17 protein-coding genes and 5 pseudogenes are annotated in these 21,826 nt (G+C 61.8%); 13 read left to right on the forward strand and 9 right to left on the reverse strand.

Annotated elements, in window-relative coordinates:
* Both repA and repB read left to right on the forward strand, forming a co-directional pair.
* Entirely contained in the window at positions 1-1,194 is a 1,194-nt protein-coding gene (gene repA, locus ACMV_RS17155; RefSeq protein WP_007424908.1) for a plasmid partitioning protein RepA, read from the forward strand.
* A complete protein-coding gene (repB, locus tag ACMV_RS17160; RefSeq protein WP_007424907.1) occupies positions 1,191-2,231 on the forward strand; it encodes a plasmid partitioning protein RepB in 1,041 nt (346 codons plus the stop codon). The genes repA and repB overlap by 4 nt, the downstream gene beginning before the upstream one ends.
* A 777-nt stretch (positions 2,232-3,008) precedes the next feature.
* On the opposite strand, the gene ACMV_RS17165 is transcribed toward repB, so the two are convergent.
* The gene (locus tag ACMV_RS17165; protein WP_013634862.1) at positions 3,009-4,136 is read right to left on the reverse strand and encodes a site-specific integrase; all 1,128 of its coding nucleotides are present in this window, start codon (positions 4,134-4,136) and stop codon (positions 3,009-3,011) included.
* A gap of 509 nt (positions 4,137-4,645) precedes the next feature.
* On the opposite strand from ACMV_RS17165, the gene ACMV_RS17170 reads away from it, so the two are divergent.
* Positions 4,646-5,725: a hypothetical protein gene (locus ACMV_RS17170; RefSeq protein ID WP_231844542.1), complete on the forward strand. Its 1,080-nt coding sequence runs from the start codon at positions 4,646-4,648 to the stop codon at positions 5,723-5,725.
* A gap of 105 nt (positions 5,726-5,830) precedes the next feature.
* On the opposite strand, the gene bhcA is transcribed toward ACMV_RS17170, so the two are convergent.
* Positions 5,831-7,021, reverse strand: a complete 1,191-nt coding sequence (bhcA, locus tag ACMV_RS17175) for an L-aspartate--glyoxylate aminotransferase BhcA (protein WP_013634864.1) — start codon at positions 7,019-7,021, stop codon at positions 5,831-5,833.
* Positions 7,022-7,152: 131 nt separating this feature from the next.
* Between bhcA and ACMV_RS17180 the strand changes: the two are divergent.
* From ACMV_RS17180 to ACMV_RS17200, 5 genes and pseudogenes are all read left to right on the forward strand, one after another.
* Positions 7,153-7,320: pseudogene (locus ACMV_RS17180) on the forward strand (IS110 family transposase); the annotation flags it as partial.
* Between the two features lie 172 nt (positions 7,321-7,492).
* Complete coding sequence (locus ACMV_RS17185; RefSeq protein ID WP_013634866.1) at positions 7,493-9,202, forward strand: IS1634 family transposase; 1,710 nt, start codon at positions 7,493-7,495, stop codon at positions 9,200-9,202.
* An 84-nt stretch (positions 9,203-9,286) separates the two neighbouring features.
* A pseudogene (locus tag ACMV_RS17190) lies at positions 9,287-9,628 on the forward strand (IS5/IS1182 family transposase); the annotation flags it as partial.
* Between the two features lie 53 nt (positions 9,629-9,681).
* Positions 9,682-10,242 (forward strand): heme NO-binding domain-containing protein, encoded by a 561-nt coding sequence (locus ACMV_RS17195; protein WP_013634867.1) that lies wholly within the window; start codon positions 9,682-9,684, stop codon positions 10,240-10,242.
* A 5-nt stretch (positions 10,243-10,247) separates the two neighbouring features.
* Positions 10,248-12,110, forward strand: coding sequence for a putative bifunctional diguanylate cyclase/phosphodiesterase (locus ACMV_RS17200; RefSeq protein ID WP_013634868.1), 1,863 nt, complete (start codon positions 10,248-10,250; stop codon positions 12,108-12,110).
* A gap of 14 nt (positions 12,111-12,124) precedes the next feature.
* On the opposite strand, the pseudogene ACMV_RS20085 reads toward ACMV_RS17200, so the two are convergent.
* Both ACMV_RS20085 and ACMV_RS20095 read right to left on the reverse strand, forming a co-directional pair.
* Positions 12,125-12,964: pseudogene (locus tag ACMV_RS20085) on the reverse strand (IS630 family transposase); the annotation flags it as partial.
* Positions 12,965-13,413: 449 nt separating this feature from the next.
* Positions 13,414-13,650, reverse strand: coding sequence for a hypothetical protein (locus tag ACMV_RS20095; RefSeq protein WP_007424934.1), 237 nt, complete (start codon positions 13,648-13,650; stop codon positions 13,414-13,416).
* 5 nt (positions 13,651-13,655) lie between these two features.
* Between ACMV_RS20095 and ACMV_RS17210 the strand changes: the two genes are divergently transcribed.
* The 3 genes from ACMV_RS17210 to ACMV_RS20100 all read left to right on the forward strand — a co-directional run bounded on the left by ACMV_RS17210 (position 13,656) and on the right by ACMV_RS20100 (position 16,937).
* Positions 13,656-13,934 (forward strand): type II toxin-antitoxin system RelE/ParE family toxin, encoded by a 279-nt coding sequence (locus ACMV_RS17210; protein WP_007424933.1) that lies wholly within the window; start codon positions 13,656-13,658, stop codon positions 13,932-13,934.
* A gap of 1,001 nt (positions 13,935-14,935) precedes the next feature.
* Positions 14,936-15,952, forward strand: a complete 1,017-nt coding sequence (locus ACMV_RS17215) for an IS1595-like element ISAcr1 family transposase (RefSeq protein WP_007421341.1) — start codon at positions 14,936-14,938, stop codon at positions 15,950-15,952.
* Between the two features lie 163 nt (positions 15,953-16,115).
* Positions 16,116-16,937: a response regulator transcription factor gene (locus ACMV_RS20100; RefSeq protein ID WP_013634871.1), complete on the forward strand. Its 822-nt coding sequence runs from the start codon at positions 16,116-16,118 to the stop codon at positions 16,935-16,937.
* Between the two features lie 61 nt (positions 16,938-16,998).
* Here ACMV_RS20100 and ACMV_RS17220 read toward each other — a convergent pair whose 3' ends face one another.
* From ACMV_RS17220 to ACMV_RS20105, 4 genes are all read right to left on the reverse strand, one after another.
* Positions 16,999-17,520, reverse strand: a complete 522-nt coding sequence (locus ACMV_RS17220; RefSeq protein WP_007424852.1) for a hypothetical protein — start codon at positions 17,518-17,520, stop codon at positions 16,999-17,001.
* Positions 17,517-18,110, reverse strand: coding sequence for a peroxiredoxin family protein (locus ACMV_RS17225; RefSeq protein WP_007424853.1), 594 nt, complete (start codon positions 18,108-18,110; stop codon positions 17,517-17,519). Before ACMV_RS17225 ends, ACMV_RS17220 begins: the two co-directional genes overlap by 4 nt.
* 65 nt (positions 18,111-18,175) lie before the next feature.
* A complete protein-coding gene (merA, locus tag ACMV_RS17230; protein WP_013634873.1) occupies positions 18,176-19,816 on the reverse strand; it encodes a mercury(II) reductase in 1,641 nt (546 codons plus the stop codon).
* A complete protein-coding gene (locus ACMV_RS20105) occupies positions 19,813-20,325 on the reverse strand; it encodes a hypothetical protein (protein ID WP_138919264.1) in 513 nt (170 codons plus the stop codon). Before ACMV_RS20105 ends, merA begins: the two co-directional genes overlap by 4 nt.
* A 184-nt stretch (positions 20,326-20,509) precedes the next feature.
* Here ACMV_RS20105 and ACMV_RS17235 point away from each other — a divergent pair, with 184 nt between their 5' ends.
* Positions 20,510-20,923, forward strand: a complete 414-nt coding sequence (locus ACMV_RS17235; RefSeq protein ID WP_007424855.1) for a MerR family transcriptional regulator — start codon at positions 20,510-20,512, stop codon at positions 20,921-20,923.
* A gap of 64 nt (positions 20,924-20,987) precedes the next feature.
* On the opposite strand, the pseudogene ACMV_RS20110 reads toward ACMV_RS17235, so the two are convergent.
* Positions 20,988-21,310: pseudogene (locus tag ACMV_RS20110) on the reverse strand (transposase); the annotation flags it as partial.
* 108 nt (positions 21,311-21,418) lie between these two features.
* Between ACMV_RS20110 and ACMV_RS22010 the strand changes: the two are divergent.
* Positions 21,419-21,787: pseudogene (locus ACMV_RS22010) on the forward strand (transposase); the annotation flags it as partial.
* Positions 21,788-21,826 lie beyond the last annotated feature (39 nt).

Raw genomic sequence — 21,826 nt, forward strand, 5'->3', positions numbered from 1 at the left:
ATGGACCAGATCGAGTCGCCGCCTGACAAAATCGTCCGACATGCGACACTTTTGTCCAATCAACTTCATGTATTGCGACAGCGCATGTATCCACCGGAGGCACAGAAATCCCTCAGGCCGTTTGCAACGCATGAAGTCTCGTCACTGACGTCTATCCCCGAATCGACGCTGCGGACGATGTCGATTGAGGGTAAGGGCCCGATCCCTTCGCGGCGTGAAAACAACCACCGGACTTATACGCTTGAGCAGGTCAACGAGCTCAGGCAGTTCTTCGCCGCACAGAAGCCGAACGATGCTCTCCGCTACCTACCTCGCCGGCGCGCTGGCGAACACCTCCAGATCCTCGGAGTCGTGAATTTCAAGGGCGGTTCGGCCAAGACCACCTCAAGCGCGCATCTCTGCCACTACCTGGCGCTGCAGGGTTATCGGGTGCTGGCGATCGATCTCGATCCCCAGGCCAGCCTTTCCGCAATGTTCGGTGCCCAGCCCGAACTTGATGTCGGTGCCAACGAGACGATTTTCGCATCTCTGCGAAGCGGCGAAGACAGGCGCCCGATGCGCGAGATCGTGCGCAAGACATACTTTACCGGGATCGATCTCATTCCTGGCAATATCGAAGTCATGGAGTACGAGCACGAGACCCCCCGCCTTCTCGCTGAGAGCAACGGCGGCGAAGCGGCTCTGTTCTTCGAGCGTCTCAGGATGTCGATTGCCGAGGTTGAAGACGACTATGACATCGTCATTCTCGACACGCCGCCATCACTGGGCTTCCTGACTCTTGGCGCCATCTGTGCGGCCACCGGGCTAATTGTTACGGTTCATCCGGCGATGCTCGATATGATGTCAATGTCCCAGTTCCTTTTGATGATGGGGGATCTGATCAGTGTGATCGGTAGTGCTGGCGCAGCCCTGCAGCAGGACTTCCTCAAGTACCTGATCACGCGACATGACCCTAACGACCAGCCGCAGACGCAAATCGTCTCGTTGATGCGCCACCTTTTCGCCGATGACGTCTTTATTCCGACCGCGATCGAAAGCACTGCGGTAGAGAGTGCCGGGCTACACAAAAAGAGCGTCTACGAACTGGCACCCGGTGATGTCGGTCGTGACACGTACCGGCGTGCGCGGGATTCCATGGATGCCGTCAATTTCGCGATCCTCGAGATGATCAACAGGGCCTGGGGGCGCAAATGAGCAAGAAGCCATCACGATCGATCGTCGGCAGCTTCAACCTGCTTTCCGAATCCCTGCGCCCCGACAAGGAACCGGTCGAACCAAACAATCCGTCTTTCTCCCCCGCATCTCACCACACACCCAGGATGCCGGCCGGCGTTGTCGCGGCCACCGAGCGGTCGATCTCCCAACTCCGCGAGGAGCGTGACCAGCTCAGGGCCAGGCTTTCGAATATGGCCCCCGATGAGTTGGACCCGGCCATCTTGGAGCCCTCCCCGATCCCTGATCGTCTGCCGGATGATGATCAGGAAGGCTTTAATGCCCTGGTGGATTCAATTTCTGCCGAGGGACAGAAGCTTCCGATTCAAGTCCGCCCCCACCCGTCCAAGCCCGGTCGCTACCAGATCGTCTATGGCCACCGTCGCTGGAGAGCCGCCCAGCATCTGGGTGTCAAAGTCAGGGCGTTCGTTGTCGACCTGGACGACCGGGAACTGATCATCACGCAAGGACTGGAAAACGAGTCCCGACAGGATCTGAGCTGGATTGAGCGTGCGTCGTTCGCCAGGAAGATGGAAGACGGCAGGATAGATCCACGCGACATCAAAGGCGCGCTGAGTATTGATGACGCCGAACTCTCGAAGATGCGGATGGTGACCCGCGTGATTTCGCGCGAGCTCATCGAGACCATCGGTCGTGCACCCAAGATCGGTCGTCCCCGGTGGCTCAACCTTGCCAAAGCGCTGGAATCCGATCCATCCCGGGAAGCGGACGTTCGCCAAACCTTGTCAGGTGACAAGGCCCCGACCTCGTCGAACGAGCGCTTTAGCCTCGCCATGGCGACGCTTCAGGCAGAGCATTTGAAGTCGTCTGACGAGATCGATCTTCTGACCTCGAAAGATGTTCGAATTGGCACGGCAAGTTTTTCCGGATCCAGCGTCACCATTCGGTTTAGCAAGGATCATGCTGCGCCGCTTCGGGAATTTATTCGAAGCGCACTCGCAGAACTCGCTGATGCCTATGAGCGGCAAGTTGCGTCCAACCGGTCCAAAAAAGGCTGATCCAACCCCTGACCGAGTCAGACCAACGGCGCGCCCATTGTTTCCAATGTTCGTCAGCTGGTGTTATCGCACCGGATAAACCTTGTCAGATGACAAGGCGCTTGAGGGAGCGCGGCACCATGCCTCCGGTCCGATAAACAAAATCAGGAAAATTGTGTATTTGCGCAGCCCGTGCCCACCTTCCAGAACGGATAGAGTCACTCCTCGCCGCGAACTTGTCAGCTGACAAGGCTACACTCGCGATAAGATAATGAGACATCAAGACGGATGTCCGTCAAAGGGGAGGGGAGGAATATACGGAGATGTCCGCCTTCTAAGGCGTCCTTGCCTTATCGGCACTCTCGTAGGCGACAATAAGCTGATTGCACTGGCGGCCTCAAGAACGCCCCGGGAGCTCCGTCTATGTGCCTAGCGATGGTTCGCTCTCCATCGGCAGTCCCTGCGCATACGCAGCCCGCCGTGCCTGCTCGAGAACCATCGCAACAGCCTGCCGGTCGCCGTGTTCAATCGAAACCCGGGCGAACGAGATCCTGAACTAGTTCAGGATCCCGATGATCCGCTCATCGATCTGCTCGACCTGGTCACGTACGTGGACGCGGCTATAGTCCCTGTATCACTCCGACCGGTGGACGAAGAGGTTCAGTGACGAGTACGCGAAATGCGCTTCGAGTGCCGCTAGCTCGATGCCAGGGCTGGTCTGGTAGGCGCAGCACAGCAGGCAAGGGCACTTTGCGCCTGCAGGTGATCCGGATTGGCCTGAAACTGAGTCCGATGGACCTAGAGCACCCCATCCAGCGGGTGTCCGTCAAACAGGTCGCCGAACTCCAGGTACTCCCCGAGCACGTCATAGCTCTTGTGGCGGCCGAGCCGCTTCAGGCGCGCCGGATGCACGCCGCGCTCCATCCCGGTGGTGAGTGCCCCGCGCTTGAGGCTGTGTCCGCCCAGGTCGCGCCGGCCGAACCCGGCCGCCATGGCCCGGCGCTGGATGATCAGGGCCACGCTTTGCGGGGTGAGGGCCTGCTCGCCAATGACCGGCCCAGGCGGCGCGGTCCGCTCGCGCCCTTTGCGGCCGGATGGCGGTGACCAGATCCGGCGGAACAACGGGCCCCGCTGCAGCCCCGCGGCGACCCGCCAGCGCTCAAGGGCATGCACCGGACAAAGTTCGGTATCGCCGTAGGGCAGGGCGACGGTGACCGCCTCGGCCTGGCTTCCTTTGGTCTGCGGCAGGGTCAGGCGGAGCCCCCGCTCTGACGGTGTCAGGTGCTCGATCCTGATGCCGGCGAGTTCCGAGCGCCGCAGCGCGCCGGCGAAGCCGACCAGGATCAGCGCGCGGTCGCGCAGGTCAGTCAGCTCGGTATCGCCGATCGCCGCCAGAAGTCGGCGGATCACCGTCGCTGTCGCCGCCACCTTCTTGCGGCGGATCTCGCCACGGGAGGCGGCGTCACGCTGGATGCCCGCCATGGTCTCGGCGACGCAGGCATCATCGGTGGGCACCGGGCAGCCGGCGAGGCGATGCAGGTAGCGGATCGCGGCGCGCCGGAGCTTGAGGGTTTCGGTCGAGACGCCGCGGCCGCGCTCATCGGCGAGGAAGGCGGCGACATCAGCACCGGAGGCGGGGAGGGGCGTCAGCCCGTGGCGGTCGCACCAGAGGCACCAGACGCGCACGGCCGCGCGGTAGGCCCGCCTGGTGTTGTCCGCCTTGGCCCGGCGGGCATAGGCGCTGGCGGCGCTGCGGGCGCCGGCGAGCGTGCCATCGGCCACCGGGACCGGTTCGTCCTCGATCTCGCTGAACCAGCGCCGGACCGCGTGCCCGTCTCCGGCCAGCGGAGGAGGGGAGGGCACCAGGCTGCCGGCCGATGGCGCGTCGGGGCGGTCTTGCGGTGCGAATTCGGTGTTGTCGGGCACTTGGGGCCTCTCCTGAGCGCGGTTCGGTCGGTTCTGCGCCCGGAATCCTATGAAATTTCTGTAGTAGCGACAACCATGTTTATCAGGAAACCAGTCAAAAAATCCCGATCGCCCGCTGAAAAAGACGGTTGTTTCGTGCTATAAGGTAACTGGAGCAAACTTATGGATCAGGATATTGATTTTCCGTTCGAGGATTTTCCTAGCGTTCCGCCCAACCCAGGCCCGATTCCTTTCCTCCATCAGGGGCCGGAGCAAAATCGGCGTGCCCGCGGCGGTTCGGGGTTTTGCTCCATGGCCACTCGTCGGGCGGTCCGGTCGAGACGATCGGCACAAGGTGGCCGGCGTGCCGCGCCTGTCAGGTCGGGGCGGTGATGGCGAGGTCGCGCATGGACGGCAGACGGTCGACCATGTCCGCGAAATGCTGACGCTCCCTCACCATCAGCCCGGCCGGGACGGCGGGGCCAAGGCACTTCATGGCTCCCCCTGAAATGCCGGCCCAGCAGCTTCTGATGATCGCCCTCGAGCGGGCGGCCGGAGCGTTTGCCCGGCTCGACCAGGCCCTCTCGATGCACCCGCTCCGCGGCGCCTTCCTCTACCGGTTTCGCCTCGATGCGGTGCGCCGCCAGGCGATGGTAGATGGGCAGATGATCGAGCCGTGGCATCTCGCGGCCCTGCTCGAGGGGGTTCGGCTCCGTATGGACCCATGGTTGAGCCTCGCCGAGCGGGGTGACATCTTCGATGCGGCCCGCCACGCGTTCTCGATGCACCAGTGGATCGTCGAGCCCGATTTTGATCAGGAGGGTGAGATCCAGGTGGCGATGAAGGCGATCGAGCGCGATGTCGCGCGCGCCTCCCCGCTGCTCGGCGCGGCGCACGCGGCCCATGCCTGGCTGGCCGGGGGCGGGAGACGAGCTCCATTGCGGGGCGCACTGATCCGCTTCTGGCGTCAGAGCGGGCTGCTGCACCTTCCGGTGCCGATCACCGGACCGCAGGCCCTCGGCGGCGACCTTCCCTTTGACCGGGAGAGCTGGATCCCGCTTCTGCTCCATGCACTGGCGAACGAGGCCGCGGCAGCCCAGGACCTCATCCGCGATCTCGATCGGGCCTGGCAGGTCGCACGCGCTTCGATCGGCAAGCGGCGCAAGAACAGCCGGGCCGCCATGGCGATCGATATCCTGGCGGCAACCCCGATCATCTCCGCGAAATCGCTCGCCGAACGGCTCGGCATGAACGTGGCGAACGCCCACACCCTGCTCGGCGAGCTGCTCGAAGCCGGGCTGGTCGTCGAGCTGACCCACCGCAGCAAGCGACGGCTCTTCGGCCTGTCGGGCATGGGCCGGATGCGCGACTACGTGGCGCCGCCGCGCCGGCCGCAGCCGGGGCGGGGAAGGGGGCGGCCCCGGATCGAACCCGAAATGCCGCAGCCCGCGCCGCCCGCCGAGCTTCCGCCGGCGCCCTCCGGTGGCGTCCTGCCCCGGCTCGCGTTCGACTTCAGCGATCTGGAAGAGGCCATGGCGGCAGCCGATGCCGCGATCCGCGAGACCAGGATCAGCCTCGATCGGATCCGTCAGGCAGGCAGGCCGGAGTAGGGACTACCTCGACCGGTGGTGCGCCCTGGGGAGCAGCTGAAACCTATACGGTTCAGCGGAATGACCCGGCGTTCGTCTCGAACAACGCCGCGGAGGACGTCGCTGTCAGTCGGCAGCCGCCTTCATCTGCTCGCAGCCATGTCGGTAGAGCGCCTGGGCAGCGGCGACGCCTGCGCCGAGGCGGATGTCGAGGCCGAGATCGGCCATGCACATCTCGGCAACGGCAAGGCCAGAGAGCGCCATCGCATCGGTGAGCATGCCGAGATGACCGATGCGGAAGACCTGGCCGGCGACATCGCCGAGCCCAGCACCGAATGCCATGCCGTAGCGCTCGGCGGCGTGGGTGACGATGCGCGCGGGGTCGAACCCGTGTGGGACGCGAATGGCGGTGACCGAGTTCGAATAGAGCTCGGATGCTGCGGCGCACGGTGCCAGGCCCCAAGCGGCGACCGCAGCACGCACGCCATTGGCGATCCGGGCGTGGCGGGCGAAGACGTTGTCTAGCCCTTCATCGAGCAGCATCCGGCTCGACAGCGCGAGCCCGTTCAAAAGTCCGACCAGCGGCGTGTAGGGATACCCGTTCGCGACGTTGGTGGCCCGCATGTCGTCGATATTGAAGAAATTACGCGGGAGTTTAGCATCCCGGCTGGCCGCGAGGGCCTTCTCGCTGAAGGCGGTGATGGCGAGGCCAGGGGGCAGCATGAAGCCCTTCTGCGAGCCGGTCACCGCGACGTCGACGCGCCAGTCATCAAATTCGAACGGCATCGAGCCGATCGAGCTGACACCATCGACGAGGAGCAGCGCATCATGGCTGGCCTCATCCACCACCCGGCGCAGGCCGGCAATGTCGGAGACCACGCCGGTCGCGGTTTCGTTATGGGTGGCGAGCACGGCCTTGATCCGGCCCGCTTTGTCCTCGTGCAGGAGCTCGGCGAAGCGGGGAAGTGGAATCCCCTCGCCCCATGTCACGTCGATCTGGATGACTTCGAGGCCGAAGCGCCGGCACATCTTGATCCAGCGGTCGCTGAACATTCCGTTGCGGGCGGCGAGGACGGTGTCGCCGGCGCTGAGCGTGTTGGAGATCGCGGTTTCCCACCCGCCGGTTCCCGTCGAGGGGAAGATGAAGATTTCGCCACGCTCCGCCTTCATCACGCCGCGGCAGCCGGCGAGCGCCGCTTTCAGGATCGGCGCAAAAGCCGGCGACAGGTGATCCACGGTCGGCATGTCGCACGCCTTGCGGATCACTTCGGGAATATTCGTCGGCCCGGGGATGAAGACAGGGTTTTGCAGGCTCATTGGGCGGATCCTTCGTCGGTTGCGCGAGATATAGAGAGCCGCCCGACAGCGCGCAATTTTATGGAATGGCCCGCCCCTTCCCCCTTGTAGAGTAATCTGCTGGGGGCCAACGGAAGAAAGGGAGGCAGGCAATGAAGACAGAGATCGCGGTTTTAGGGATTGATCTGGGCAAGAACAGCTGCAGCCTTGCGGGACTGGATGGGACTGGTGCGGTGATCAAACGGCGGCGGATGCGACCGGAGACCGTGGTGACGTTCACGAAGGAGTTGCCGCCTTGCGTGATAGCGATGGAGGCGTGCTGGGCCCGTGTTCGCGGTCATGAGGCAGATTTGGCTGTGTGTGGCTTGGGCAAGTGGTTGAATTGATTGGATTGAATGATCGTGGAGTGGGCGGAATCTGCGCCAACACATAGACACACGACTCTCGGCCTTATGTCTTTTATAACCTGACGAGATACGCTATTCGATAGGCATGTATCTGCGTGTCACCCAGCGCCGGAACCGCGACGGCTCCACGGTCCGCTACTATGGGCTCGCGGAGAACGTCTGGAACACCGACAGCAAGCGGTCGGAGACCCAGGTGATCCACAGTTTCGGCCGTGCGGATCAACTCGATCGCGCCGCTCTCGAGCGGCTGGTGCGCAGCATCAACCGTGTGCTGGGCGATGACGAGCAGGTCGGTGATGGCGCGCCGGCAGGCACCGCGCCGCCCGATATCGAGATCGACGCCGCCTTCGAGTTCGGCATTCCGTTGACAGCGCGGCATCTGTGGGAGGAACTCGGCATCGGCCCGCCGGTCAGGGATTGCCTGAGCAAGGCCGAACTCACCGCCCCGCATGAGGCAGCGTTGTTCGCGATGGCGGCGAACCGGCTCGATGATCCGGGCTCGAAGCGTGCCTGCGCGGAGCGGTGGCTCACCGACACTGCCTGGCTGCCGGAGGCGACTGGTTTGACGGTCGACCACCTCTACCGCGCCCTCGATGTTCTGGCGGTCTGGGCCGACGCGATCGAGCGGGCGGTGTTCCTGCGGGCCGCCGACCTGTTCCGCCTCGATGTCGATCTGATCTTCTATGACACCACGACGGCCTATTTCGAGATCGACGAGGCCGACGAGACCGAGCAAGTCTGGGCCGGGCGGCTGTTCGCCCCGCTGCGCCGGCGCGGCCACAGCAAGGAGGGACGCGACAATCAGCCGCAGGTGATCATCGCCATGGCGGTGACACGGGACGGCATGCCGGTTCGCTCCTGGGTGCTGCCGGGCGACACCGCCGATGTCGCGACGGTGGCGCGGATCAAGGAGGATCTGCGCGCCTGGAACCTTGGGCGCTGCCTGTTCGTCGGCGACGCTGGCATGTATTCGGCGGACAATCTGATGGCGCTGAGCAAGGGGCTCGGCCGCTACATCCTGGCGGTGCCGATGCGCCGGCTGCGCGATGTGGATGAGGCGGTTCTGACCCGACCGGGGCGCTATCGGAAGGTTGCCGACAATCTTCAGGCCAAGGAGGTCGTGGTCGGCGACGGTGAGCGGCGCAAGCGTTACGTTCTTTGCCTGAACCCTGAGGAAGCCGAGCGGCAGCGCCAGCATCGCGACGAGGTTCTGGCCGGCCTGCGCGCCGAACTGGCGTTGCTCGCCGCCCGAGATGCCGAGCATCCCAAGGCCGCCTGCGCGCTGCTCACCTCGCGCCGCTACGGCCGCTACCTGAGCACGGATGCGGCCGGCAGGCCGCATCTGGATTCCGGAAAGATCGCCCATGCCGCCCGCTTCGACGGCAAGTTCGTCGTGATCACCAACGACGACACGCTGTCCACCGAGGACGTCGCCCTCGGCTACAAAGGCGGAACCATCATCGAAGCCTGCTTCCGGCGGATGAAGCAGACCGGGCTCGAGGTCCGGCCGATGTATCACTGGAGCCCGCGCCGGATCGAGGCGCATGTCAGGCTCTGCGTCCTTGCCCTGCAGATACAGCGCTCGGCGGAGTTGCGCTGCGGCCTTCCCTGGGCGCGGATCGCCCACATCCTGGCCGGCCTCAAGGCGGTCCGCTATCAGATCGCCGGCCGGACTATTGTTCAGCGCACGAAAATCAGCCCCGAAGCTGCCGAGACCCTCAAAAACCTTGGAATATCAAAGCCAAAGAAGCTGCTCACAGTCATCGAGCCGCCGCAGGCCAACGCCACCTCATAGATACACGCCCCGATTCCGTATCGAAAATCCATCGGAAAATAGACAGACTTTCCTCACGTCTGCCTCATGACCGCGAACCCGGGCTATGTCGACCGCGGCTATCGCGGCCACAGCGTCGAAGCCGAGGGCAGAAGGATCTTCATCTCCCGCCAGAAACGCGGCATCACCCCCACCATCCGCCGCGAGTTGCGCCGACGCACAGCCATCGAACCCGTCATCGGCCAAATGAAGACCGATGGCCATCTGGGGCGAAACTTCCTGCTCGGCGTCGACGGTGATGCCATCAACGCCGTCCTCGCCGGCGTCGGCCACAACCTCCGCCTCCTCCGCAGATGGCTGATCAGGCTTCTTTGTGCCCTCGTCGCATGGCTCTCTGCCACAAACCGCTCACCAAGCCTCGGCTTCGCCCACCGCCAGATCACATAGTTCACAGGCGACTAGGTAACCATAAATCAAGTATTTCGTGCGATAGGGATCGAATGCTGGGCATCATTCCTCATACGATCGATCAGTATCTCAGGACCCGCGTTCCGCCTGAGGCCAGGGCGGGAATTCTCGGGCGCGCGGGATTTCCGGACGGGCAGACCTTCCGGCTCGATACGGAATATGACGACGAGGCCTGTTGCGCGCTGGTCGATGCGATCGCCGCGGAAACCGGCACGACAACCGAGGCCGTATTCGATGAGATCTCGGCGTTCTTCCTCGACTGGGCGGAACGCACCTTCTCGGGATTTTTCAAGGTTGCGCCGGATACGCGCGGCTTTCTCCTGCTGCAACCGGAGATCCATAGCAGCCTTGCCTGTGGGCTGCGGGCCAGCGGGCAGCGAAAGGTGGCCGACAAGTTCAGGGTCGAGGCGCTGCCGGACGGGGTGCGGATGCATTACCGCTCGTCGAACCGGCTCGGCTATTTCTACTGCGCGCTCGCCCGCTGCCTCGCCGCCCGCAGGGGCGAGGTGGCCGAGATCAGCTTTCTCGACGGCGATGTCGACTCGGCCGCCGCGATCATCGAGGTGAGGCTAAAACCGGCGCTGGCGGCCTGACGCGCATGGATCAGGCCGAAACGCTCGATCGCGCCGCGGTCGAGGCCCTGTGCGAGGCGATGTGTGGCGTTGTCTCCGGCGACCTGTCGGTGCGGCTGCGGACGGCGAGCGCGGACCTGACGGTCCAGAAACTGTCGCTGCTCGCGAATTTCATGCTGGAGACCGCCCAGCGCGCGGTGGAGCGCAGCCGGGCCTATGCCGGGGCACTCGACAACGTGCAGCGCATCGCACGGCTTTCGGCCTGGCAACTGGTGTTGCCCGACCAAGAGGTCGTGCCGGTCGGCACCGCGGCGGGCCTGCCGGATGCGGCGGCCGCGCCGCTGCGGGGGACCGCGTGGTTCCTCGACCGCGTGGGCCCCGGCTGTCGCGCCGCGATGGCCGCCCTGTTCCAGGGCGATGGCGGGACGCTCGAATGGCTGGCGGCGGATGGCGAGGCCTGGTTCCGCACCGAGGTCGCCGCCCTGCGCGACGAGGGCGGGCTCTCGGGGTATCTCGTGATCACCCAGGACGTCTCCGAGCGCCGGCGGGCGACCGAGCGCATTCGCTATCTCGCCGAGCACGACCCGCTGACCGGGCTCGCCAACCGGAGACGGCTGCACGAGCAACTCGAAGGGGAACTCGAGGCCGGCCGCCGGCAGGGTACGAAATTCGCGGTCCATGTCATCGATGTCGACCGATTCAAGACGGTGAACGACCTGTTCGGCCATGCCGCGGGCGACCGGCTGCTGGTCGATCTCGCCACCTGCCTGCGGCAGGAAGCGCGGGAAAGCGACATGATCGCCCGCATCGGCGGCGACGAATTCGTCGTCCTGCAGACCGGGATCGGCGATGCGCGGGACGCCGGGGCGCTGGCCGGGCGGCTGGTCGGGGCGGTGAGCGCGCGGCTCGCCGAGACCGGCGCGCGCGCGCTGGCGGCGACGGTCTCGATCGGCATCGCGCTGGCGCCAGATGACGGCACGACCGCCGAGGCCCTGCTCTCGCATGCCGACATGGCGCTCTACCAGGTGAAGTCGACCGGACGGAACGGCTTCGCCTTCTTCAACACCGAGATCAACGAGGCCCAGCTCGCCCGTCGGCGGATGGAGGCGGAACTGCGCGGCGCCTGCGAGCGAGGCGAAATGGCGGTGCACTACCAGCCCCTGTTCGAGATCGCGTCCGACCGGGTCGTCGGGTTCGAGGCGCTGGTACGCTGGCGGTGGAACGGCGAGGAGATCTCGCCGGCCACGTTCATCCCGATCGCCGAGGAGTCGGGCAGTATCATCGAGATCGGCCGCTTCGTGCTGCGCGAGGCGTGCCGCGAGGCGGCGGGCTGGCCGGCGAAGCTGCGCGTCGCCGTCAATATCTCGGCGCTGCAGATCCAGGACGGCGGGCTGCCCGATCTTGTCGCCACCGTGCTGGAGGAGACCGGTCTGGAGGCCGGGCGGCTCGAACTCGAGGTGACCGAGTCGCTGCTGCTCGCCAATGCCGAGGCGGCGACCGAGGTGCTCGCGCGGATCCGGGCGCTCGGGGTGACGATCTCGCTCGACGATTTCGGCACCGGCTATTCCTCGCTGGCGACGCTGCGGATGTTCCCCTTCGACAAGATCAAGCTCGACCGCTCCTTCGTCAATGATCTCGGACGGCTCGGCGAGGCGGAAGCGATCGTGATGGCGGTGCTCGGGCTCGGCCGCGCGCTCGACGTCTCGGTGGTCGCGGAAGGGGTGGAAACCAAGGAACAGGCCGCCATGCTGCGAGAGGCAGGATGCTCGCTGCTGCAGGGCTACCTGATCGGCCGACCGGCACCGATCGCCCGGTTCAGCGCGGAGGTCGGCCGCGACGTTACGAGCAGGATGACGAAAACACCGATACCTGCGGATTCGCCTGGTTAGGCAACCCGGGCCAGCTAGTGTCCTGATTCTGTAGTTTCTCCGATTTGGCTTGAGCGCTGGCAGAAGCGCTGGATAGCGGCGAGGATGTTGTCGGCGGACTTGGTCCAGCGGAAGGGCTTTGGGATCGGCGTTATGAGCGTCGATGAAGGCGCGGATATCGCTTTCCAGCTGCTGGGTTGAGCGGTGGACGCCGCGTCTGATCTGCTTTTCGGTCACCAAGGCGAAGAAGCGCTCGACTTGGTTACTCCAGGATGCTCCGGTGGGGGTGAAGTGGACATGCCAGCGCGGGCGCTTGGCGAGCCAATCGCGGATCGGTTTGGTCTTGTGGGTGGCGTAGTTGTCCATCACCAGATGGACGTCGAGGTTGCTCGGCACGTTGGCCTCGATCTGGTCGAGGAACTTCCTGAACTCGCTGGAACGGTGCTTGGGGTAGCAGCGGCCGATGACCGCACCGGTGGCGATGTCGAGCGCGGCGAACAGCGAGGTTCGGCATGCCGGGTGTAGTCGTGGGTTCGGCGCTCGATCTGGCCGGGGCGCATCGGCAGCAGTGGTTGCGTACGGTCAAGCGCCTGGATCTGCGATTTCTCGTCGACACACAGCACCAGCGCCCGTTCAGGCGGCGCCATGTAGAGGCCGACAATGTCACGGACCTTCTCGACGAAGAGGGGATCGTTGGAGAGCTTGAACGTCTCGCTCCGGTGGGGTTGCAGGCCGAAAGCGCACCAGATGCGATGGATGGTGGATGGCACGTAGCCGACCGCCCTGGCCATCAAACGGAGCGACCAGTGCGTCGCCCCGGGCGGCGTTGTCTCCAGCGTCAGGCGGATCGTCTCGGCGATCTCGTCGTCACCGATCGGACCAACAAAAACGCGCCATAATTCATGTGCAAACTGCCCCTCTTGCAGGGGGATGAAAATCATGAAAGCCAAGCACATTGGACTCATTGTCAGCCTCTTCACCCTAGCCATCGCTGGTTCTACATCGATCGCGATAGCAGGACCGCCACCATGGGCCGGCGGTCCTCATGGTCCTCCACCTCCAGGCTGGGGCCACGCACCCGGACCACCGCCCTGGGCGCACGGCCCGCACAGGCCTTGGGGATGGTGGTATCCAGGCCCCCCCCCTCCACCGCCTGTTGTGTATTATGCTCCCCCGCCAGTCATATATGTGCCGCCGCCGCCACCGCCTCCTCCTCCGCCGCCGCCGGTGGTATATGCGCCACCACCTGTATACTTCGGGCCGCCTTCACTATCCTTTGGTGTAACCTTCCCTCTCCATTAGGAAAGTATCGACACGGACAAGATCAGAACATAAAACGAACAAAGGAGTTGCTCCCTGAAGTTCCAGGATAGGTGATCACACTATCGTTATGAACCGGACCGTTCTCCAGATCGATCTTGAACTCGATGCCGAGCGGCGGCTCCTCGATGCCGCCGTCGCTGAAGCCCGGGCCGATCTCCGGCCGGCTGTGCCGCATGAGCAGGTGCGAGCCGATCTCCTGCGCGAGATCAAGCGGCTGAATCTGGCGATCGCTGGTCACTGAGCATGCAGGTCGAATGGCATCAGCTTGCCCTGGAAGATCGTGATGTCATTGTTGCTTATCTCGAACTGCTCAACCCGAACGCAGCCTCAAGCGTTCTGCGTGGACTGGTGCTCGCCGGCGACAGCCTGGCACTGTTTCCCGCCCGGGGCCGCTTGGGCTTGGCCGCCGGCACCCGGGAACTGGTGGCGGTGTGGCCGTATCTGATCGTGTATGAGGTCGATACGTCATCCGATACGGTGCGGATTCTCCGTATCTGGTACGAAGCCCAGGATCGACCGTGATGAATGCCAAAAAGAAAATGGCGGCCTTTAAGGCCGCCAAGTTAAGAGATTGGGAGCGAACCTCAGCGGAGATCGCTTTCCGCTTCACGGTCCGATATGGCCCGGTTTGGCGGGGCTGCAATATGCATGTTTTGAGAGGTGATGTGGGGCGGCGGCCAGTCTGCCGCCATGACACGAGAGCGTAATATCGCCTTGAAATCAGGGCTGGAAAACGCATGTCAAACTCCGGACAAGGCTTTTGGGTTGCCTTTCCAATCGTCTCAGCGTTTAGCGATCTGCCACTCAGCGACCCCGGCCCATGGGGTCGCCATTTTCTCGTCTGCACCACACCAGACGCGACACTCCCCGCGGCGAAAGGCGACCAGGGGCAGCCAGCAATCATGCGACTGGTGAAAGAGCCGAGAGAAAGGATTCGTGCCTGCCATCCTGGCGAGCTTGTGGCGCGTTGATTTGACAGTCTATGGGGCGGGCTCTGGAGTTCGCCGGCGGCCTGTGCGGTGTCTATGTGACGACTTCGCGGCGACTTGCCAGGAAGTTCCATAATGCCGAATCTGGGACGCAATCATTCCTTCGAGACACGCTCCAGGTAGATCGCAGGACCATCAGCCGTAGATTTTCGATTTCATGACAAGATATTTTACATATCATGAATATTTTCATATAAAGATGATAGATAAGTTCGTCCCTGACGTAAGCGCAGGCGTCAAAAGCATCTTTACGATAGGGCATAGTCGATGTTGACATGGACAAGGATTGGGCTCCCCCAACGGGTCGCCATTGTGGCCGTCATCAGCTTTGGGGCTGCCACTTTTGCACAAGCTCACTCATTTCCGACGCAACCCCAAACTGTTTCAGTGCCGGGCACAGTATTGGAGTGCCACCATCAGTATGGTGCATCATATATGCATTTTTGTGTAAATCCCACCAAAGCAAATTCTCCGGAAAAGAGGGATGCTTGCCTATCCGGTTGACTCCCATACCTACTAGATCTAGTGTTGGGCATGGATGTCCTGGCCCGTGAAGACCTGCCGTTCCCGCAGTCTCTGCCGGAATTCCAGCGTATTTTCCCGAACGACGCGGCCTGTGCCGCCTATCTCGAAAGCGCCCGCTGGAATGGAGGGTTCGCCTGCCCAAGGTGCGGCGTCGTTGGCGAGCCGTTCCGTTTCGAGGCGCGCCCGGGCGTTCTGCGCTGCCGGGCCTGTCGCAAAGACGTAAGCCTGATGGCTGGGACCGTTATGGAACGCAGTCACACGCCGCTGTCGACTTGGTTCTGGGCGGCTTACTTGATCGCCAGCCAGACGCCCGGAATGTCGGCCGTCCAATTTCAGCGGCAACTCGGCCTGTCGCGCTACGAGACCGCCTTCGGCATCCTTCATAAGCTGCGCGCCGGGATGGTGCGCCCCGAGCGCGACAAGATTGGCGACACGCCGCAAGAACACGTCGAAGTGGATGAAACGTGGGTTGGAGGACGAACCCGAGGCGATGGACGGGGTGTCCATCACAAGGTTCTCGTCGCCTGTGCCGTGGAGGTGCGCCACCGGAAACCGGGAACCAAGCTCGACAATCGGAAAGACGGTCGCTACGCGGGACGCGTTCGTCTCGCTGTTGTCCCCGACCGTAGCGCCAATTCGCTCTGCGGATTCGTCGAAAACGCCGTTGCTCCCGGATCGCTGATCGTTACCGACGACTGGAGCGGCTATGCCGGTCTCGGAAGGCGCGGGTTCGACCACCATGCAATCGCCGAATGCGGCGACCCGGAGGTGGCAGAAGAATTCCTGCCGATCGTCCACTTGGTCTTTACCAACCTGAAGACCTGGATCAACGGCATCCATCACGGGGTCAGCGCCAAACATCTACAAGCCTACCTCAATGAATTCACGTTTCGGTTCAACCGGCGCCTCTATCCCTTCAACGCGTTCCGCTCGCTGCTCGGAATCGCGGGTAGGGCAGCCGCACCAACCTTTGACGAGCTTTATTCCGGGGAATGGACACACCCTACATTTAGTGGGTGTGGGTAACAACCGGATAGGCAAGGAGGGATGATTATAAAAATGAAAAATCCAAAATAAAAGGATTTTTTATTGTAATTGGTCCGGCGACACCTCTTGTTGGATCTTGAAAAACATAAATAAAAATTTCCACAAACTTATTAAACAAATATTCGAGTGAGAAAACTCAAAGATGAAAAATGATTTCAATATATATAAAAATAAAAAATATGATCATCAATATTTAATATTCGTCATATCGTATGACCAAAACATAATAGAGAAATTTAAATACAAAAAGATTTATCTTGCGCCTTTTTTAGTTGGAGACGACGAAACCATATTTAGTTTATTGTTTGAAAAAAAAGAAGGCGAAATAAATTTCGATATTTGCATATTTTATTCAGAAAATTATTCTTATAATATAATTAAAATCATTCCAGAGATAAAATTGATAACTGACATCCCGATTTTAGCTATATCAGGATCATATGATGAGTTATTTGTTGTGGATTTACTTAGGATAGGAGCAGACGACTGTGTCGTCTCAGCAATAGGAGCAATAGATCTAAATCTACGGATTGAGAAACTAATTGAAAAAAATAGAAGTTCTGCAGATCACCAAAACCATAATATTCAAAACAATCCAATAAACAAAAACAATAATAATAATAATAATAATAAAATCTTTGTTTTTGAAAAGTTTTATAAATATTTTACTCCAAGTGAGGATAAAATACTAAGCGAACTCATAGAAAATAAGGGGAAAGTCGTTAGCAGGGAATCTCTGTCTCTTCATACAAGAGATTCATATAAAAACACATCAAAAAGAACAGTTGATAATATCATTTGTAGGATTAGAAAAAAATTCGACATGCTATCCATTAACAATTACGTCATAAAGACTTATAGCTCTTTAGGATATTCCTTCATAGGAGATCCAGATAAATTCTTTTATGATTTAGCAATTAATATTGAAAAATATGAAAAAACCCTGCCAGAAAATCGTAATTGATATAGTTTATGCGGAGGGAACGCACAGTAAACATCGGATGCGTCTGAATCTTGGTGTGAGTTCAGCAGGCGCAGGACAGCGCCCGCCGGGCGCTGGAATAGAGGCCCCAGAGCATGAGGGCGATCGCCACCCCGTAGATTGCACCTTCATGGGTGGCAATGAAGCCCTGGATCGGCAGACCGAGCTGCCCGACAGCCGGTAGTACAGAGGCGATGGTTGCAATCGCCAGTGGCAGGATCGGGGTACAGCAGAGCAGTGCAGGCAAGGTTGCCAGCACCGCGCCCAGCACGGTGCCAGTCGGCCCCACCCGTGCCCCCTGTCGGATGCCGTAAACGCCGAGCGTCACCGTCAGCGCGAGAAGAACGGCCATGATCAGCGCCAGAACAAACTGGCCTGGTGTCAGGAAGCGAAGCGAGACCAATCCGACGACACCGCCCGTGCTGGTGGCGGGCAGCAGCATCGCATAGAACCCGAGCGCCGCGACAAACAGGACCATCGTCCCGATCACGGCCCGGCGGGAGCCCAGGGCGAATTGCAAGGCGCGCGGCACCATCTCCACGCGCTGATAAAAGGCGGCAATCATGATCCGGTCTTTGGCTTGATGAAGCTTGCGATCTTGCCGAAGGTGGCGGAGGGCGTCGAGGAAACCACGGCGACGTGCCCGTCCGGCGCGATCACCTGGTAGACATCGACAAATTTGTGCGGATTGTAGAGGTCGAACAACGCCTTCGTGTCGTCTCCGATCACGAAATGCGGGTCGTTCAGCAGCTTCGGTGCCGCCTGCTCGACAAACTGGTGCATGCTCGGGCCAGAATAGCCGCCATTCTTGTCGTCGCGCAGCACGAGGATCGTCATGTCAGACTTGTCGATCTCCGCCTGATGCTGTGCGAAGGTCCTGAGCCCGGCCTTGCAGCTTGGACACCAGGTGGTGACCTGCCAGACCACGAGCGGATGGCCCATATAGGTTTTCAACTCGACGCTCTTTCCGTCAACGATGAACGGCGCGTTGGGCGCAGTCATGTCCTGCGGCGCCGGCGCGCTGGTTGGCCCCATCTTGCCTGTGGGGCCGGCAAATGCGGTCGCTGAAGCAAGGCCGGTGAACGCCAGTGCAGCCAATAGCGGTTTCCCGAGCCGCAGGAACCGAGAGTGAAAGAGGTTGTTGGTTTTTGTCATGCGCATTCTCCTTTCGTGGTCATGAATCCATCCTCGTTCTGCCGTGCCTGACTGTTGCATCGCGTTCACCCGGCGCAGCAGGAGAGTTGCTTCACGTCCTTGGTAAAGGTCTGTGCCGCAAGCTTGATCCCCTCGCTCATCACCAGATAGGGGAACAGCGTGTCGCCCAGCTCCTGCACCGTCATCCGATGACGGATGGCGAGTGCCGCAGTCTGGATCATTTCTCCAGCATTGTGAGCGAGGATCTGTGCGCCGATCAGCCGGTTGGTGCCGGCTTCGGCAACGAGCTTCACGAAGCCTCGCGTGTCGAAATTCGCGAGTGCTCTGGGCACGTTTTCCAGATCGAGGCGCCGCACGATAGCTTCGATGCCTGCCGTTCTCGCCTGCCCCTCGTCCAGTCCGACCGTCGCGACCGAAGGGTCGGTGAAGATCACCGCGGGGACCACCGAGAGGTCGAGGCTGGCGTCGCCGCCCGTCATGTTGATCGCAGCCCGCGTTCCGGCCGCCGCGGCGACATAGACGAGCTGCGGCATCGTGCTGCAATCGCCTGCCGCGTAGATATTCGCGGCTGATGTCCGCAGATGGTCGTCGACCACGATGGCGCCGTTGCGATCGGTAGTGACACCGGCCTGCTCAAGGCCAAGTCCTCCAGTCGTGGGCCAGCGTCCGGTAGCCACCAGTAGCCGCTCGGCTTCGATGCGCCCGGTGCCAAACGCCACTATGAAACGACCAGCCTCATAGGCGACGTTCTGAACCCGGGTCTCGTTGAGAACACGGATGCCCTCGGCTTCAAACGCCTCCTGTAGCGCCGCGCCAAGTTCGGGATCGTCGCGCGTGAGCAGGGTGCTGCGGGCGAGCACGGTCACGTCGACGCCGAGACGGCGATATGCCTGGGCCAGTTCGAGAGCCACGAAGGACGATCCGATCACCGCGATGCTGGTGGGAAGCTCGTCAGCAAACAGGGATTCAGTCGAGGTCCAGTACGGGGTCTCCGCGAGCCCCGGGACCGGCGGGATCATCGGCGCGGCACCGGTCGCGATGAGGATGCGATCCGGAGTCTGCCGCGTTACCTTTCCAGTGTGCTCAGTGATCGTGAGCGTGCGCGCATCCGCGAAGCGTGCTTCGCCACGCAGCAGCGTGATCCCCGGATTGTCATCGATGATCTTCTGGTATTTCGCACCACGCAGCGCGTCCACCCGCCCGCGCAACTGGGCAAGCAACACCCGCCGGTCCACCGGTTCTTCGCTGCGGGCGATACCGTCGAACGGATGGTGCCCACGCTCATGCCGGATTTCGGCGGCCCGGAGAGTGATTTTTGAGGACACGCATCCAGCATTGACGCAGGTGCCGCCGATGACCTCGCCTCGCTCGATCATGGTCACCCGGGCGCCGGCATCAACCGCCCGGATGGCGGCCGCAAAGGCAGCGCCGCCACTGCCGATGATGGCGATATGCAGCCCACCGCCGTGCGGGGCCGTCGTGCCGCGCGTGGTGTCGTCGTTCAGCGTCTCCATCCCATAGCCATGCGGCGCAAGCGCAGCTCGCAGCGCCGCGAGGTCAAGACCATCGGCGCCGTCGATCCGCGCGGTCCGGCGATCGTAGTTGACATCCGCCCGGACGTCCGGAAGGCTGTTGAGGGCTTTCTCGGCTATGCGAGCGCAGTGCTCGCAGGTCATGCCCGTCACGCTCAGAGTAAGAGAGGTCATGCCAGGTCTCCGATGGTTCCGGTGCAATTGATATTGTGTGCTTCCAATGACTGCTGATCCTGGTGTCTGACGACCACCGCAGCGGCAGGTGACGGCATTGGGTCATCCTTGCGGGTTATGGCCGCACCGTGTCTGGATGGCGGTGTTACTGGCTGGCGCAACATCTGACTCCGATCGGCGCACAGACCCAGCGCGCAGAGTCCAAGGGCGCATGTGACCGCGCAGGGCAGGATCGTCAGGATGATAGGCGCAACGCCGGCCGCCACCAGCCAACTCCAGCCTCCGGCGGCAAGACCACCAGCCACGGCGAGAGTAAGGCCACCGATGATCGTCACGCGACTGGTCAATAGGCGCCGCCAGTTGACCCGGACGCCGGTATCCGAACGATTACAACATGCAGCCATGGCCCGAACTCCTTCTGCAGCCCTGGTGCGAGCCATAGCGCGAATATCCGCAGCATTCCGATACCAAGACTGCCCCAGGACACTTTTGGCCACCGGCAGGATCATCGCCGGCCCACCCATGGCTGCGCGGGGCGCGGAAAATATCACCTGGTCGGAAACGCATGACCCCTCCAAATTTATCTCACGATGGTCTAGATAGGTTCTGGAGTAACTCCAGAATCAAGGGCATGTCGTGGGTAATGTGAATGACCGCCAAATTCGTGCCTCGGCTGCTAGGCTGGATGGTCCGTTGGAGCCGATCGGCAAGGTTGCGCGGCAAATCGGCTGTGGCATCGACACGATCCGCTTCTATGAAAAAATCGGAGTTCTACGTCAGCCGCGACGCACCGGGAGTGGCCGTCGGGTTTACGGCCCCGCCGAAATCGCACGCCTCGCCTTCATCTGCCGGGCACGGGAACTCGGCTTCTCTCTTGACGAGGTGCGCGGACTGCTCGACCTCGCGGAGGAGAAAGAGCGGCCCTGCGAGGATGTTAAGCAGGCCGCTGTCCGTCATCGCCAGGACGTACGACGCAAGATCTCCGACTTGCGGGCGGTCGAAGCCACGCTCGGCACCCTGATCCAGCAGTGCGAAGCCGACGGGCCAGCGGAATGCCCGTTGATCGAGGCATTATCGCAGCCGAGCATCGTCGTGCCCCGTCTTTGAAAGCGTCACCCGGAAAATCCATTCACAACCCCAAGCCAAGCAACGCCACAGAACTGAACCACGCCGGGATATGCCGCTGGCGTGGCCGGCCGCGGCCCGCGGTCGGGAAGATCAGCGCCACGTCAGCCGGATAGACCTTCTGCTTGAACGGAATCCCCACGGCCCACCGCAAATTGCGGGCACTCAGCGCCTGGCGAAACGGCGCACTCAGGCCATAGCCGGTGTCAGCGAGCACACAGCCGAACCGCGCGCCGCCCACCCTGATCCGGTCGATCTGTCAATCGCGATCTCCGTCTTCCTACGAAATCCCTGGCGATCCGGCGGCACTCGCGCCTTGCTCATGCGGATTGGATCGCTTGTCCAGCTCTCCGGCAGGAACAGGCGCAATCCCCGGTGTCGGTGTAGCGCGACAATCTGGGGTGAGAATACGCCATCACCGTCCGGGAACATATTCTCGTGAGGCAATACGATTCTCACGCTGATTGTCGCGCGGCAGTCGGGCCAATTACCTCGATTACCATGGCCCTGTCTGCGGTAAACCCGGCAAATTTCGAGAGTGGCCGCCACTTCGCTGCGTGGCTGGGACTGACGCCACGAGAACATTCGACAGGTGGAAAACATCGCCTTGGCCGGATCAGCAATGCGGGCAATGAGCGGTTGCGTTAGTTACTGGTCGTCGGCGCGATGGGGGTGTTTCGATACGCCAAGCCGGGCAGCAAATCAGCAAATACCTGGCTGTTGCAATTGCAGGAGCGCCGGCCGCGCAAGATCGCGGTGATCGCTCTGGCCAACAAGATCGCCCGGATCATCTGGGCGATGATGGCGCGCGGCGAGGCATACCGGCGGCAGCCGGCAGCAGCCTGACCGCGGCCGGTGCCAGGGAGGCAAGAGCGACAGAAGAAG

Source organism: Acidiphilium multivorum AIU301, assembly GCF_000202835.1.
Lineage (GTDB): Bacteria > Pseudomonadota > Alphaproteobacteria > Acetobacterales > Acetobacteraceae > Acidiphilium > Acidiphilium multivorum.

Coding starts and splice junctions, on each gene's coding strand:
- ACMV_RS17210 (WP_007424933.1), top strand. CDS start 13,656: ATGCAGGTCGAATGGCATCAGCTTGCCCTGGAAGATCGTGATGTCATT.
- ACMV_RS17200 (WP_013634868.1), top strand. CDS start 10,248: ATGGATCAGGCCGAAACGCTCGATCGCGCCGCGGTCGAGGCCCTGTGC.
- ACMV_RS17225 (WP_007424853.1), bottom strand. CDS start 18,110: ATGACAAAAACCAACAACCTCTTTCACTCTCGGTTCCTGCGGCTCGGG.
- bhcA (WP_013634864.1), bottom strand. CDS start 7,021: ATGAGCCTGCAAAACCCTGTCTTCATCCCCGGGCCGACGAATATTCCC.
- ACMV_RS17195 (WP_013634867.1), top strand. CDS start 9,682: ATGCTGGGCATCATTCCTCATACGATCGATCAGTATCTCAGGACCCGC.
- merA (WP_013634873.1), bottom strand. CDS start 19,816: ATGACCTCTCTTACTCTGAGCGTGACGGGCATGACCTGCGAGCACTGC.
- ACMV_RS17170 (WP_231844542.1), top strand. CDS start 4,646: ATGATCGCCCTCGAGCGGGCGGCCGGAGCGTTTGCCCGGCTCGACCAG.
- ACMV_RS17215 (WP_007421341.1), top strand. CDS start 14,936: ATGGATGTCCTGGCCCGTGAAGACCTGCCGTTCCCGCAGTCTCTGCCG.
- ACMV_RS17185 (WP_013634866.1), top strand. CDS start 7,493: ATGTATCTGCGTGTCACCCAGCGCCGGAACCGCGACGGCTCCACGGTC.
- repB (WP_007424907.1), top strand. CDS start 1,191: ATGAGCAAGAAGCCATCACGATCGATCGTCGGCAGCTTCAACCTGCTT.
- ACMV_RS20100 (WP_013634871.1), top strand. CDS start 16,116: ATGAAAAATGATTTCAATATATATAAAAATAAAAAATATGATCATCAA.
- ACMV_RS20105 (WP_138919264.1), bottom strand. CDS start 20,325: ATGATCCTGCCGGTGGCCAAAAGTGTCCTGGGGCAGTCTTGGTATCGG.
- repA (WP_007424908.1), top strand. CDS start 1: ATGGACCAGATCGAGTCGCCGCCTGACAAAATCGTCCGACATGCGACA.
- ACMV_RS17220 (WP_007424852.1), bottom strand. CDS start 17,520: ATGATTGCCGCCTTTTATCAGCGCGTGGAGATGGTGCCGCGCGCCTTG.